Below are 14,610 nucleotides of genomic sequence, written 5' to 3' on the forward strand. Positions count from 1 at the left end.
AGATTTCATTCACTCTTTCTAACGGTTTTTTAACGCTTCTACTTCTGATTCTAAACGGTCAATTTCAGACTCTAAGTTCGTCAATCGCTCACTATAAGGCGCGAGTTGTTCTAATACCCAATCAACACTTGCCACTACTGGTTGAGAATTCGCAATTGCGTCATTCTTTAGCAATAAACTCCCAGAACTAACCATCACAACAACAATTGCACTAGTGATGAATAATTTCTTCACGTTAAAGACCCCCACATATAACTAAGATGTGAAAATTATACCAAATTCAAACAAACAGTGATAGGACTTCCGCATTGTTTCTACAAACTTATACAAAATACACGAATATATTATGACAATGGATTATGTAAATGTATAAAAAAGTCGTGTTCCCTCAGAAAACTATGCTATAATCTTATGAGGTTTAATCCGCATTATAATGAGAAAGAGATACCGATATTTACTATAAATATTGTTCGCTAATTTTGCAGAAGGTACTAAGGGAGGTTTCGTTATGATCACTGCAATTTCCTTAATTGTATGTTTTATTATAGCGCTTGCCGTAACACCGATTATTAAGCGATTTGCGATTAAGATTGGTGCCACTGATCAACCAAATGATCGTAAAGTGCACCAAAAAGTAATGGCTCGAATCGGTGGTCTTGCAATTTTCATTGCATTTATTGCAGGAATCTTTATTACGCAAGCACATACGCATGAATTCTTTTATCCGATCTTAATCGGTGCGTTTATTATTACATTGACAGGGTTTCTTGACGACCTCTTTGAACTTTCTGCAAAATGGAAGTTACTAGGACAAATTGCCGCCGCTTCTGCCGTCGTGATTGGCGGGGTGCATGTTGAATTTATTAACTTACCTTTTGATATGCAGTGGGAACTTGGTTGGCTTAGCATTCCTCTGACGATGATTTGGATTATCGGAGTTACAAATGCGATTAACTTAATCGATGGTCTTGATGGTCTAGCTGCAGGGGTATCATCCATTGTTCTTGCTACAATTACTGTCGTTGCAATTATCGATTCAAACGTATTCGTAATGGCTTTAGGAGCCGTTATGCTTGGAAGTACACTAGGTTTTCTCGTTCACAACTTTAATCCTGCTAAGATCTTTATGGGAGATACGGGTGCATTATTTTTAGGGTTTATGATTAGTGTTATTGCGTTACTTGGATTTAAGAACATTACTGTATTTTCACTTCTCATCCCAGTCGTTATGCTTGCCGTTCCAATTTCGGATACACTGTTTGCGATTATTAGACGGATCGTGAATAAGAAACCAATCTCAATTGCTGATAAATCTCACTTACATCATTGCCTCCTCAATCTAGGATATAGTCACAAGCAGACCGTATTAATTATTTACGCGATGAGTGCACTATTCGGTATTGCCGCAATCGTACTCACAATGTCAACGTTATGGGTAACCGTATTGATTGTTTTAGCATTGCTGATCTTGATTGAATTGTTCGCTGAGAAAGTGGGACTTGTAGGTAAAGAGTTCAGGCCGTTTATGAAGTTCTTTACGCGAATCGGAGACAACATAACGAGACGCTAACTAGCAAACCCTCCCCTTTGCTCATGAGTGAAGGGGATTTCTTCAGAATTAGACATTGCAAAGGACAACCGCTTTTACACATGATATAATAGCGGTTGAATCGTTATTTTGAGGTGGTGAACACAGGTTGGAAGCTTTAGAAATATTCCAGCGCTATGAACTGAAATATTTAATCCCCTACTCCACTTACAAGGAAATTACTTCCCTATTACAAAAACGCATGAAGTTCGACCCTTATGGAGATGAACAAGGTTGTTATAACATCGTTAGCCTTTATTTTGATTCTGACGATGACAAAATATACAATGAAACTCGCAATAATTTGAACTTCAGACAGAAACTTCGTTTAAGGGTTTATGGGGACTCTGATTTAAACAGCACTTCATTCTTAGAAATTAAACAAAAGTACAATCGAGTGGTAAACAAACGACGTACGTTAATTACACTTAAAGATGCGTATGATTATCTTTACAATAACGCTAACAATCGCGCAAACTACAACGTTTCTAATCCGCAAATCTTAGGTGAGGTTTCAGCATTTAGCTCATTATATGAACTAAAACCTTCTGTTGTCGTCAGTTACGACCGTCAAGCATTAGCAGGTATAGATGAACCCGATCTACGTGTAACGTTTGACTTTAATTTAATGACGCGCAGCGACAACCTTCAAATTGAAGATGGACCTGATGGCGATTTGTTTGTAGATCCGAATATGGTCATTATGGAAGTAAAAGTTTCTAATAGTGTGCCGTTTTGGTTATCTCGTATGTTAAGTGATTACGAATGTGAGCGTAAATCCGTATCGAAGTTTTGCACATGTATTGATATTTCGAACGGTTTAATGAAACCGTACACTCGTAACCCAGTTGTTGAACCTGCGGGCACCTTGCTATAGTAAGGTCCCTAGGTTCTAAGAATGAAAATCTTCAAACTGATCAAGGAGAATTTGAATGGATAGTTTCCTACAAGAACTACGTAACTTAACCGACATGACGACTCAGTCATCGATTATCGATGGGTTTATGGCCATCTCTCTTACTTTTGTTCTTTCAATGATCATTACCTTCTTATACCAGAAAACACATAAAGGCGCACGCTATGCTCAGTCATTTATACATACGATTGTCATCATGTCTATCGTTGTTTCAATTATCATGATTGTAATTGGCAATAACATTGCTGTTGCCTTCGGTTTAGTCGGGGCATTTTCAATTATTCGTTTTCGTTCAGCGATGAGCGATCCGAAAGACATTGCCTTTATATTCTTTGGTATGGCTACTGGTATTGCTTCAGGTCTTGGGTTTTACTTACTCGCAGTACTTTTCACAATTACTTTATCAATCATTATTTACTTCTTATATATGATTGATTACGGTGGTGGACAATCTGTACAGAAGCGTATGAGAATTACAATTCCAGAGAACATGCATTATGAGAATGTATTTGATGAAACATTTGATACGTATTTGCATGAACATAAGTTAATGACTGTCGAAACGACAAACTTAGGAACGATGTATCAGCTCACTTACATGATAACACCGAAAGACAACACGTCTGATAAAGACATCATTGACTCGATTCGCCAATTAAATGCGAACTTAAAAGTTTCCATTGGTATGGCAAATCCTGATTATTAAAAACCGAAGCCGTATTTACGGCTCCGGTTTTTTTATAATTTTAGGCCACGTAAGTAGTCCTTAAGGTCCTCGCGATAGTCCTCTCGCTCTAAAGCAAAATCAATGGTCGCTTGTAAAAACCCTAATTTATCACCAACATCATAACGTTTGCCATCGAATTGGTAAGCAAGAACTTCTTGAATTTTGACGAGTTCTCGAATTGCATCCGTTAATTGAATTTCATTTCCTGCACCTGGGGCGATGGTATCTAGAATCGGCATAATCTCCGGTGTTAACACGTAACGTCCCATAATTGCCATGTTTGATGGTGCTTCTTCTACTTTTGGCTTTTCCACAAGATCTGTCACATTCACAACTTCTCCTGATTCTTGTGACGAAACAATTCCGTAACTAGAAACTTTATGGTCAGGCACTTGTTGAACACCTAAGACCGAGCGCTCTTGTTCTTCATAGATTTCCATCAATTGCTGTAAACAAGGCGTGTTGGAACGGACAATGTCGTCTCCGAGCATGACAGCAAATGGTTCATCACCAATAAATGTTCGAGCGCAAGCAATGGCATGTCCAAGCCCTCTAGGTTCCTTTTGTCTGACGTAGTGAATTGAAGCCATGTTTGAGATCTTCTTCACTTCTTCAAGTCGATCGTACTTCCCCGTACGCTCTAACGTTTGTTCCAATTCATATGAAACATCAAAATGATCTTCAATTGCACGTTTTCCACGTCCACTAATAATTAAGATATCCTCTATACCAGATTCAATCGCCTCTTCTACTATGTACTGAATCGTTGGTTTGTCAACAACAGGGAGCATTTCTTTCGGTAAAGCTTTCGTAGCTGGTAAAAATCGAGTACCGAGTCCAGCCGCTGGAATGACTGCCTTTTTAACTTTCATTGATCTTCTCCTTCCACACGTGAAGCATGTATGAACAGTATAGCACAGCGAACTTACTAGAAAAATTATGGAGTGTAAAAATCATTTTGTCGAAATATTTTACAATAATACAAATAATAGTGATAGTATAACTACAGGTCTTATGCTACATTAAGAATACAGCAGAAAGGAGGATCTAGAACCATAACTAGAAATGAATTGGAGGTATGCCGTATTGAATCAAGTATCACTCATTGGCAGGATGACAAAGGATCCTAATTTACAAGTAACACATGCAGGCGTGCCCTATGTAAAACTCTCTCTAGCGATTCAAAGACGCTACCGAAATGCAAAAGGAGAGTTTGATGTTGATTTTGTGCCTTGTACAGTTTGGCGTAAGCAAGCAGAATCAACCGCCCATTATTGCCACAAAGGAGCGCTCATAGCAGTCATCGGTAGAATACAGACTCGCAATTACGTCAATGAAGACGGTGAACGAGTGTTTATTACAGAGATCATCGGTGATGACGTAAGATTCCTCAAGTTAAAGTATGATGATTCTACTGGACACACAAAGCCCGTCAACCCTTCAGAAATAATCACCTCAACGTAACTTTTTTTACCTTTTATAGCGTACACCACTACTACCATTTCTAAAAGCAACCTATTTTTCCCAAGTCGACTCTCTCAGTCGTTGTATTTCCCTCTAACTATACACCCAAATGAATAAACCCCGTTCCATCCAAATTTAGGAGCGGGGCTCTTTATGTTCATCTCGGTATGCTCTCGGAGATAAACCTGTCTTGTCTTTAAATTGTCGACTAAAGTAATTTGGATCACGATATCCTACATCATACGCAAGTTGTTTTACAGATTGCCTGGTCATCGTTAACTTCTTCTTAGCAGCATCTAATCGAAAATCTCTCAACACTTGACGGAACGTTCCTTGCTCATGTTGAACGAATAATTGTCCTAAATAGGATGGATTTCGATCAACATAGTCCGCAACATCCTTTAAGGTGAGCAACGGATTGTTATATTGGGACTTCATATAGTGAAGCGCAGATTTGACAATTTCAACACTAATGGTCGTCTTTTCATTTGCTTGTAACTGTACGATCATTTGAAATGCTTCTGTGAGTATCGATAAAATTTGCTCTGCATGATCGACGTGACCTATTTCTTGCACTTTTGTAGCTAATTGAACGCCTGTTTCTCCGTCCTTTGTAATCGATGAATCTAATTCATAGTATAAAAATTCAATACAGACCGCTGTCCGCTTTTTCGTAAATAATAAACTGCGACCTTCTTCTTCATACGTATAAAGCCATTCTTTACACCACTCGATAAAACTAAATTCATCTCGATGTTGAATAAATGAAAGTAGAAGACGATGATCTTCAATCGTAAGAAAAGGGAAATCAAAGCGTTGGTCGCTTTTTGATTGGTTTGCAAATAACACTTTTCCTTCACCGCTAAAGTATGTTTGCAAGTTTATTCGTTGGCATGACAAGTATCCTTGATGATAGGTGTTTTTGCCCGTTGAAACGAAATAACTGACAACGAGTGGGTTATGATCATAATACGGCCATGCGTTCAGACATTCATTCGGTAGATTGTACGTTTTCGTTGATTGTTGATCAATAATTACGAATACGCTATCTTCCGTACATGTAATCGTGTGAGTGAACGGCTGTAAAGCACTCAACTGCAATACATATTCAATGAGTGACACAGTCTCTCGATTACGCGTTCGAAACATCAGCATACTAAATTCGAGTTCGCTTTGTATCTCTTTGCCATAAATTTGTTGCAATACTCGCTCTCGTTTTGAAAGTGATGGCAGTTGAGAACTCGTTTGTAACCTATGTGAGTTCCACTTCGTTACTGTGGAAACGGCACGCTTTAAATCATCTGCTTGAACAGGTTTACGAAGTAATGCCTTGGCTCCAATTTCAACCGCACACTTTCCTGCCTCGAAATTGGCCTTTGAAGCTACTGCGATGATTGTACCTTGAAAACGAGCGATCGCACTTGCGAGATCTTCATGATCTTCGGATGCAATCATATCTAACTCTATAATCACAATATCCGCTTCATTTTGGGCTAACATCACAACGGTCTCATCATAAGTCGTCGTAAAATTGCGCACAAAATGTTGGTCATCCATGGTTTCAATGACCCATTTCATTCCAATTCGGTCATTTTGATCTCGATCCGCAACGACAAACTGGGTGCTCACAATTATCAATTCCTTTTCTACCATGTGTGTTTACTTATACTTTTATTGCTACTAATTTACCATTATTATCTAACTAGTTCAATAGATTTGATGCAGGTCATAGCTCTATATTATAGATTTTATCATTAATACATCCTGAAAAATGACCGTTATTCAAATAAATGGAGCTCATAACTAGATTAAAGACCTATTTCTAGGAATTCAAAATTATCTTTCACTATGTATGAATATTCCTTACACTATGTATAGACATCTAATACATCAATTTCGACCACTTATGTCCTCTAGATGATCTTTCAGTCATGTACATAACGTTCGACATAAGATAGATGCGAAAATACTAAGAGGTGATCGACCATATGCGCATCGAGCTAGACTTAAATTCTAAACACAATGATACGAGTGTGACGATTCATGCGAAAGAATGGTCCAATCAAGTCGAATCATTTATAAAGCATGTGCATGCCTATCAAGAACCAACGACACAACGAAGAATTATTGCTGAGACCGATGATTCCTCAATTGTTCTTGAACCAAAAACAATTGACTATATTGTTGCAGAAGAACGGAAAGTGTTTGCAGTATTTGCAGGGGAACGTGCGGAAATTAAACAGAAACTTTATGAACTTGAAGAGCAGCTCGCCTCGCACCAGTTCATACGATTTTCAAAGTCCGTTCTTGGAAACTTAAATCAAATTGAACGCTTCGAAGTCTCTTTTAACGGAAATCTCTGTGTGTTTTTTAAGTCCGGAGAAAAAGAGTATGTATCACGCAAATATGTAAAGCCACTACGTCAGAAATTGTTGGAAGGATGACGCTATGATTCGTGAATTATTCTTTAGAATACTAGCAGGGATTGCAGCTGGTGGATTTATTATGTTTATTGCTTTAACAATTCTCATGATAAATGATATTAATCCAAGTTCTCATTACCTTTGGACGCAAATGCTTGGCAGCATATTAATGGGCATTTACTTCGCAATCTCTGCACTTATCTTTGAAAATGACTCGATGAGCTTATTATTGGCTACGGCAATTCACTATGCTCTGTCCATTGTCGTTTGGTTTACGATTGCTTATGCTGTAGGTTGGTTTCCATTTAGCACGACAGCCGTCGCGATTGCAATTAGTACATTTACAATCCTCTATTGTATTCATTGGTTTTGTTTCTACTTATACTACAAACGAATGGAAAACAAACTCAATCAATCATTAAAGAAGCAAGGGTAAGTTAATCACGCCTACCCTTGCTTCTTTCTTTTATTTTCCTGCTTTCACTTCAATAAAACGAGCTTGAAGAGCTCGTCCTGCTTCTGTTAGTGCCTCTGCACCTTGCGGGACAAGATTTGCCATACTGATGAATCCATGGACCATCCCTTTATAATCAATATACGTAACCTCATTGCCCGCTTGTTTCAATCGAGTAGCATACGCCTCACCTTGATCTCGAAGCGGGTCATACTCTGCTGTGATAATATGCGCTGGCGGTAACCCCATCACGTCTTCACGTACCATTGGAGAAGCAAGTGGATTAAACTTATCCTCTTTCTGACTCAAATAGTGCTTACGGAAATAACTCATTGCCTCTCCCGTTAAGAACAAGCCTTCCTTGTTCTTCTCATCAGATGGATACTTTTTTGTAAAATCAACCGATGGATAGATTAGCAATTGATACACCGGTAACGGCTCGTTTCTTTCTTTTAACAAATGTGTGACCACTGCTGCTAGATTGCCACCAGCACTGTCTCCACCAACGGCAACTCTCTCTTTGTCGATGCCAAGGACCTCTGCTTGCTCTCTGACCCAATGGACGGCATTGTAACAATCATAAACTGCAGCAGGAAACGGATATTCTGGAGCAAGCCGGTACTCCACTGAAATAACGGTCGACTGACTTGCATTTGCAATTCGACGACATACTGGGTCGTGGGAATCTAAATCACCAAGCACCCAGCCCCCACCATGAAAGTAAAGGAGTATAGGTTGAGGGGTTGTACCTTCTGGTTGATAAATTCGCACTGGAATCGTGTACCCTTCACTTTCAAAAGACAAGTTCTCTACTCGGTTTACCTCTTCAACGACTTGACCGTCATCAGTGCCAATTCTTCGGTTCACTCTAGCCTCTTCTGGACTTAACGTTTCTAGTCCTGGTAAACCTTGTTTCTCCATCTCCGCCAAAATCGCTTTTACGGTAGGATCTAATGCCATCACAATCACTCCTCACTTATTTTATACTTAATATTCTAAATTTTCTTTGTTAAAAAATCTATCATTATTTGTAGCTCAATCAAAAAAGGAATGCTGTGACTATGACCACAGCATTCCTTTTACCTTACTCTATTGAAAAGACTTGTTTTAACGTGGTAGCAATAAAATTAACATCTTCATCTGTAATGGATAGTGGTGGTGAAAGCGCAATAACATTTTGATAGCCACTCACCGTGTCAGAGTTCTTACCGACAATTAATCCTTTTTGTTTGCAACGCTTCATCAAATCAGCGATCACTTCAGGTGCCGCTGGCACTTTCGTTTTCTTATCTTCGACAAGCTCAATACCGAGCAACAAGCCTTTTTGTCTAATGTCACCGACGAGTGGGTGACGTAAAAGGGGCTCTAATTGAGTTCGCAACTTCGTTCCTTGTACGTTTGATTGTTCAACGAGTGATTCTTTTTCCATAATTTCAAGGTTTTTAATCGCAACCTCACAAGCAGCTGGATGCCCACCAAACGTATTCACATGCCTGAAATGATCATTTTCTCCAGTTTCTTTAAATACTTCAAATAAATAAGGCTTCATTGCGGTTGCCGATAACGGTAAATACGCACTCGTAATTCCTTTAGCCATCGTTACGATGTCTGGAGAAATGTCGTAATGTTGAAAAGTGAATGGCTTACCCGTACGTCCAAAGCCACAAATCACTTCATCAATAATGAGCAATACGCCATACTTCTTACAAATGATTTCAACTTCCTTTAAATAAGACGGATGTGGCATAAGTACGCCACCACCTGTAATAATCGGTTCCATAATAACTGCTGCAACTGTTTCTGGTCTTTCCCAACGAATGGTTTGTTCAATTTCATTGGCGCAATGCTTGCTCCAACTTTCTTCAGTATGCTCCTCAGGCACACGGTAGGAATCAGGTGCCGTTACATGAGTAAATCCAGGAACGAGGGGCTCATACCGATACTTGCGTTGCGGTTGGCCCGTAGCTGACAATGCCCCAAGCGTTGTTCCGTGATAAGCACGGTATCTTGAGATGACTTTATAACGTCCTTGATCACCATTTTGGTAATGATATTGACGAGCGATCTTAAACGCGGTTTCATTTGCTTCTGATCCACTATTCGAGAACGAAAAGCGGTACTCCTCTCCAAGCCATTTATTTAATTGATCTGCAAGACGAATTGCCGGCAGATGACTTTGTGTCAGTGGATAAAAAGGCATTTTCTTTAATTGCTCATAGGCCGCCTCAGCGAGTTCCGTTCTTCCATAGCCCGCATTTACACACCACAATCCAGCCATCGCATCTAAAAAGCGGTTCCCATCAAGGTCTTCGATCCAGGCTCCTTTTGCTTTATCAACAATCATCGCTCCGCTATTCTCTTGATAAGGAGTCATATGATGCCAAAGCAAACGACGATCTTTCTCGACCATTTCCTCATTTGACACGATTGTTTTGTCACTCATGCTCAAGCCTCCATCCGTTATTTTACACAAACTATACCAAATATTCTGATTGATTTCCTTTTACATGTTGTCTAATCTTATAGTTAAAGACTTGACACTTTAGGAGGCTACTTATGATCTCTGTGCAAGAGATTCTAACTCGACCCCTTTTCAAAACAGCACGAGTCGTTAGTGGTGAAGAAGGTCTTAACCGCTCGATTCGTTGGGTTCATATTCTTGATGTACCAAACTTCGAATCACTAATTCACGGTAACGAATTAATTTTAAGTACGGGTGCGGGTATTCAAAATGATAATGCTCTCCATTATGTCAAAGGGCTCATTGATCAAGGCGCAACCGCGCTTTGTTTTGAATTAGGTACACATATTCACGTTGTACCGAAATCTGTTATTCGTTATGCAGATGAACATCAATTTCCAATTATCGTCTTCGATAAGGTCGTTCGATTTGTTGATCTTACACAAGATATTCATGCGTTTCTTATCGATCGCCATCACCACCAATTGCTCGAACTCGATGAGCTGTCAAAATCATTCCAAAAGCTTACATTGCACAAACAAGGAACGCTCAAGCTTATAAAGAAAATTAAAGAAGCCATACCGTATCCACTCGTCTATCTACCCTTGCAAAGCGAAATGCCTTATTGTATACCTGTAAAACCTAAAGAAGACATTCAATTTCTTCAACAACAAGTCGAACGACACCGTGATGAAGAATTCGAATCAACGTATTGGACATTTAATTATGAGACGTATTATGTACAAAAAATTGAAGCGATGGGTCAAACTTGGGGGTATTTGCTAATTGAGCACTCCGATGTAACGTCTTTTGAGAAACTCGTACTCGACCGTGCCTCGATTGCTCTTGCACAAATGATTTTGCGTCGTACGTACAATGAAGAGAAATCCCTTCTCCAAAGCAATCGGTGGATTCTGGATTTAATGAACGATCGATCGTGTAATGAACGAGAAATACTCACGACAATTGAACGTCGTTTCCCGTCTGTTCAAACACCTTTTTATTACCGGATCTGTAAAGTACAACACCGTCATACAGTTGTTGAAAACAGTGATCAGTATTACATGATCCAACGCATCCGTGCTCTGTTTGAACAAAAGGCAATACCAGTCTTTATTACAATCCATCATGATTCCATCATTCTTTTTATCATTGAATCAAAGGCATGCAACAGAGACTTTTATGATTTTTTTCTGAGCAAAATGTCTTCTACGGAAGCGCTAGAAACGTTACATTTTTCATTTAGTAGCCGAAAGACGAAATTACATCACGTCAAAGAAGCATCTAGAGAATCGGAACTTGTAATTCAACTTCATCATACGTCGTTTCATACGCCTTGCTTTTATGATGAGCTCGGAATTTATCAACTCTTACTAACGATTAGCAACGACGAATTGGATCGCTTCATCCAGCAACAACTTAAGGGCCTTTATATTGATCACGTACGAAACCGAGAAGAACTGTTGGCTACATTAAATGTATATTTGCAAAACAATTGCTCAAAACAAAAGACAGCTGAACGATTAAACATTGCACGCCAGACGCTTTACCATAGGCTATCCAAAATTGAGCACCTACTCGGATGTAAGCTGAACGAAGACTGCTTTCAACGATTATCCATTGAAGTAGCACTATGTGCTTATGAATTGAAGTCTTAATTGAAGTCTTAAAGAACACAAATGGTTAACCGATGAATAGAGTAGGGAGGCTTGGCTTACTATGACTAATCTTGTGAAAGAAGCGCCACAATTAAAAGAAGAATTCGAAGATCTTATACAAAGTGACCACCGAGACATGATTGTTTTTACAGGGCTTACTTTGGAAGACATCGAACACTTAACTCATGTTCGTTTAATCATTGAACCTCACATCACTTCTCTCGTCGACACATTTTACGAACCTATATTGGCACAAGAACAATTGCGCGACATTATAGATCAATATTCATCTACAGAACGGTTAAAGCAAACGTTCTCGGAATACATTCTCGATATGTTTCAAGGTAAAGTCGGACAAGACTATGTAAATAGACGTATTCGAATCGGTCAAATTCACCATCAGATTGGTCTGAACGAACGGTGGTATTTAGCCGCCTACAACCACTTACAAACTGAAATGTTAACGATTCTTTTACGTGAGATGGAAACAGCGGAAGCCGTTAAAACGTATCACGCATTTAAACGTCTCTGTTCGATTGACATGCAGCTAGCCATTACAACATATATCGAATCGTATTCAACATCTTTACTACACTTCAATGAAGCACGAAAAGCTCAAAATCTAAAGCTTTCTGATACCGCTGAAAGTTTAAAAACTCAATCTGACTTGATGAAAGAAAAAGTATCAACACAAAAGCAAGAAACGGAGCGCATGACAACCTCTCTTCAACAGCTACTGAAAGATTCTCTGGCGATGAGTTCAGAAATGAAACTCACTCAAGACGAAACAACGACGTCTATAAAGCGGTTGAATGAAATGGTCGCTGAAGTAGAGGAATCGAAAAATCAGTTAGGACACCTTCAAGAAAGCTCAATCAACATCGGTAAAATCACACAAACAATCTGGGAAATCTCGAAAAAAACAAAAGTTTTATCGTTAAATGCATCCATTGAATCATCACGCGCTGGGGAATACGGAAGAGGATTTGCAGTAGTCGCTAGAGAAGTTGGGAATCTAGCAGCTGATACGCAATCAGCACTAGAAAGCATTCGTGCTCAAATTGCAGATACACAGACGCACGTGTCAAATGTAAATGAAGATATTACAGCATTAAGTGAGCGAGCCCTTGCGATGAACACGTTAACCGCTGCAATGAATGAACGATTAAATGAAACATCGAAACGGGTAGCATTAAACTATGAAGCCATTGAGCAATTCTCTATGTTCGTTTCAGATTATCAACACCATTTTGAAGAGTTGTTGCAAGAATTTAATTCCTTAACAACATTATCGAATGAATTAACAGACTTACAACTCACCGAACAACTTTAACAAAAAAGAACAGAGCAATCGATTGCTAGATCGATTGCTCTGTTAATTAGATTAAAAACCCGAGGAACGCGACACCAAAAATGATGAGTAAAATATTTAAGAACACAGAAAGTCCACTAATTATAATTCCTGTAATCGCTAATCCACCACCGTTTGGTTCCCGCACGGCCATAATTCCTAATACGAGTCCAACAACACCGGTTAAAAATCCAATCCATGAAACAAAAAACGAAACGAGACCTAAGATCACTGAAGCAATTGCTTTGCCGTTCATGGAATTCCTCCTATCGAATGTACGTACTTCTGAATAGTAAAGCTTTCAAAGAGTGATTCCGAATCCGTACTCCATTCAATAGACGTGCTCGTTTACGTTCATCTAGAACGTGCTCTACGTGAAACATGGAATGGCGTTTCTTTAAATCATCAATTTGAAGGAACTTCGACTGGCTTTAGTCCTTCTTTTCCCTCTAAGCTCAAAATAAAACGTACGAGAAGCTCAATTTCCAGTTCAATATCCTCAAGAGAAACAACCTCTCTAGGTGCATGCATATATCGCAACGGTAGCGATACGACCGCTACAGGCACCCCGCGACCCGTAACACGAAGGCGATCCGCATCCGTACCTGTCGTTCTTGGTGTTAATTCATACTGTAAATCAATGCCATTTTCACTTGCTACACGTTCAAAGATGCCATTAATTTTGCGATTAATGGGTGCACCTATCGCAAGGACTGGTCCCTTGCCTAGTTGTACATCACCGTTTTTCTTAGGATCTGCACTCGGGTAATCGGTCGCAAATGTAACGTCAAGAGCAATCGCCATCGTCGGCTCCACTTGTGCACCTGCAAAATAAGCGCCACCCATATTCGTTTCTTCATTGACGGTACTCACGCCGTATACACCAACTTGAACTTTCTCACCTTGCAAGCGACGAATGACTTCCGCTACGATGTAAGCACCACTACGATTATCAAGGCCACGTGCACTAACCCTTTGGTTAAGTAACGTTTTAGGTGTTACATCGTATATCGCCGGATCTCCTACACGAATATATTGCATCACCTCATCTTTTGACGTTGCCCCAATATCGATGTAAAGATCATCAACTGTAATCTTATCTTTTGCACCTCCATGGTGCTCTGCATTCGTCCCAAACGTTCCAGTAACTTCTCCACGCTCACCATGAATAGTTACTTCCATCCCTAAGGCATTCGCAGGAGAGATCCCTCCGAGTTTCTCAACATAAATAAATCCTCGTTCATCAATTGATTTCACTAAAAACCCAATCTCATCTGCATGTCCTGCGATTAGAACTTTAAATGGCGCATTCGGATTTAAGACCGCATAAGCGTTTCCAGCATGATCCGTTCTTAATTCATCCGCAAACGGCTGAACATAGTTTAACCATTTTGATTGCACTAGCTCTTCATAACCCGATGGTGACGGTGTATTGACTAATTCATATAAAAACTGATGACTCTTACTCATATTAAACATCCTTTCTAACCTCAACAATTGCCTTTATTGTAACCGAATTCACTACTTTTTCCTAAACGATGCATAACTAAACAACGCCAATCACATGA

Annotated in this window: 15 protein-coding genes; 8 read left to right on the forward strand and 7 right to left on the reverse strand. The window is 39.4% G+C overall.

What is annotated here, in order from left to right; genetic code table 11:
• Positions 1 to 18: 18 nt before the first annotated feature.
• Positions 19 to 234, reverse strand: a complete 216-nt coding sequence (locus tag JOD17_RS01950) for a hypothetical protein (protein WP_204695465.1) — start codon at positions 232 to 234, stop codon at positions 19 to 21.
• Between the two features lie 277 nt (positions 235 to 511).
• Between JOD17_RS01950 and JOD17_RS01955 the strand changes: the two genes are divergently transcribed.
• The 3 genes from JOD17_RS01955 (at position 512) to JOD17_RS01965 (ending at position 3,210) form a co-directional block, all read left to right on the forward strand.
• Positions 512 to 1,570, forward strand: a complete 1,059-nt coding sequence (locus JOD17_RS01955; protein ID WP_152549703.1) for a glycosyltransferase family 4 protein — start codon at positions 512 to 514, stop codon at positions 1,568 to 1,570.
• A 127-nt stretch (positions 1,571 to 1,697) separates the two neighbouring features.
• Positions 1,698 to 2,465 (forward strand): polyphosphate polymerase domain-containing protein, encoded by a 768-nt coding sequence (locus tag JOD17_RS01960; protein WP_204695466.1) that lies wholly within the window; start codon positions 1,698 to 1,700, stop codon positions 2,463 to 2,465.
• A gap of 55 nt (positions 2,466 to 2,520) precedes the next feature.
• Positions 2,521 to 3,210, forward strand: a complete 690-nt coding sequence (locus JOD17_RS01965) for a DUF4956 domain-containing protein (RefSeq protein WP_204695467.1) — start codon at positions 2,521 to 2,523, stop codon at positions 3,208 to 3,210.
• Between the two features lie 32 nt (positions 3,211 to 3,242).
• Here JOD17_RS01965 and galU read toward each other — a convergent pair whose 3' ends face one another.
• Positions 3,243 to 4,103: a UTP--glucose-1-phosphate uridylyltransferase GalU gene (galU, locus tag JOD17_RS01970; protein ID WP_204695468.1), complete on the reverse strand. Its 861-nt coding sequence runs from the start codon at positions 4,101 to 4,103 to the stop codon at positions 3,243 to 3,245.
• Positions 4,104 to 4,317: 214 nt separating this feature from the next.
• Here galU and ssb point away from each other — a divergent pair, with 214 nt between their 5' ends.
• Positions 4,318 to 4,695, forward strand: coding sequence for a single-stranded DNA-binding protein (gene ssb, locus JOD17_RS01975; protein WP_275581617.1), 378 nt, complete (start codon positions 4,318 to 4,320; stop codon positions 4,693 to 4,695).
• A gap of 135 nt (positions 4,696 to 4,830) precedes the next feature.
• On the opposite strand, the gene JOD17_RS21675 is transcribed toward ssb, so the two are convergent.
• Entirely contained in the window at positions 4,831 to 6,324 is a 1,494-nt protein-coding gene (locus tag JOD17_RS21675; protein WP_204695470.1) for a helix-turn-helix domain-containing protein, read from the reverse strand.
• Positions 6,325 to 6,683: 359 nt separating this feature from the next.
• On the opposite strand from JOD17_RS21675, the gene JOD17_RS01985 reads away from it, so the two are divergent.
• Both JOD17_RS01985 and JOD17_RS01990 read left to right on the forward strand, forming a co-directional pair.
• Positions 6,684 to 7,139: a LytTR family DNA-binding domain-containing protein gene (locus JOD17_RS01985; RefSeq protein ID WP_204695471.1), complete on the forward strand. Its 456-nt coding sequence runs from the start codon at positions 6,684 to 6,686 to the stop codon at positions 7,137 to 7,139.
• A gap of 4 nt (positions 7,140 to 7,143) precedes the next feature.
• Complete coding sequence (locus JOD17_RS01990; protein WP_204695472.1) at positions 7,144 to 7,554, forward strand: DUF3021 domain-containing protein; 411 nt, start codon at positions 7,144 to 7,146, stop codon at positions 7,552 to 7,554.
• 30 nt (positions 7,555 to 7,584) lie between these two features.
• Here the strand turns inward: JOD17_RS01990 and JOD17_RS01995 are convergent, their stop codons facing one another.
• Positions 7,585 to 8,532: an alpha/beta hydrolase gene (locus tag JOD17_RS01995; RefSeq protein ID WP_204695473.1), complete on the reverse strand. Its 948-nt coding sequence runs from the start codon at positions 8,530 to 8,532 to the stop codon at positions 7,585 to 7,587.
• Positions 8,533 to 8,656: 124 nt separating this feature from the next.
• Positions 8,657 to 10,015, reverse strand: a complete 1,359-nt coding sequence (locus tag JOD17_RS02000) for an aspartate aminotransferase family protein (protein ID WP_204695474.1) — start codon at positions 10,013 to 10,015, stop codon at positions 8,657 to 8,659.
• Between the two features lie 113 nt (positions 10,016 to 10,128).
• Here JOD17_RS02000 and JOD17_RS02005 point away from each other — a divergent pair, with 113 nt between their 5' ends.
• Together JOD17_RS02005 and JOD17_RS02010 are read left to right on the forward strand one after the other, a co-directional pair.
• On the forward strand, positions 10,129 to 11,691 hold the full coding sequence (locus JOD17_RS02005) for a PucR family transcriptional regulator (RefSeq protein ID WP_204695475.1): 1,563 nt from the start codon (positions 10,129 to 10,131) through the stop codon (positions 11,689 to 11,691).
• Positions 11,692 to 11,752: 61 nt separating this feature from the next.
• A complete protein-coding gene (locus JOD17_RS02010) occupies positions 11,753 to 13,024 on the forward strand; it encodes a globin-coupled sensor protein (protein ID WP_204695476.1) in 1,272 nt (423 codons plus the stop codon).
• 46 nt (positions 13,025 to 13,070) lie between these two features.
• Here the strand turns inward: JOD17_RS02010 and JOD17_RS02015 are convergent, their stop codons facing one another.
• Complete coding sequence (locus JOD17_RS02015; protein ID WP_204695477.1) at positions 13,071 to 13,298, reverse strand: DUF4190 domain-containing protein; 228 nt, start codon at positions 13,296 to 13,298, stop codon at positions 13,071 to 13,073.
• 149 nt (positions 13,299 to 13,447) lie between these two features.
• Positions 13,448 to 14,512, reverse strand: coding sequence for a zinc-binding metallopeptidase family protein (locus tag JOD17_RS02020; RefSeq protein ID WP_204695478.1), 1,065 nt, complete (start codon positions 14,510 to 14,512; stop codon positions 13,448 to 13,450).
• Between the last annotated feature and the right edge of the window lie 98 nt (positions 14,513 to 14,610).

It is taken from the genome of Geomicrobium sediminis (genome assembly GCF_016908595.1).
Classification (GTDB): Bacteria; Bacillota; Bacilli; order Bacillales; family Marinococcaceae; genus Geomicrobium_A; species Geomicrobium_A sediminis.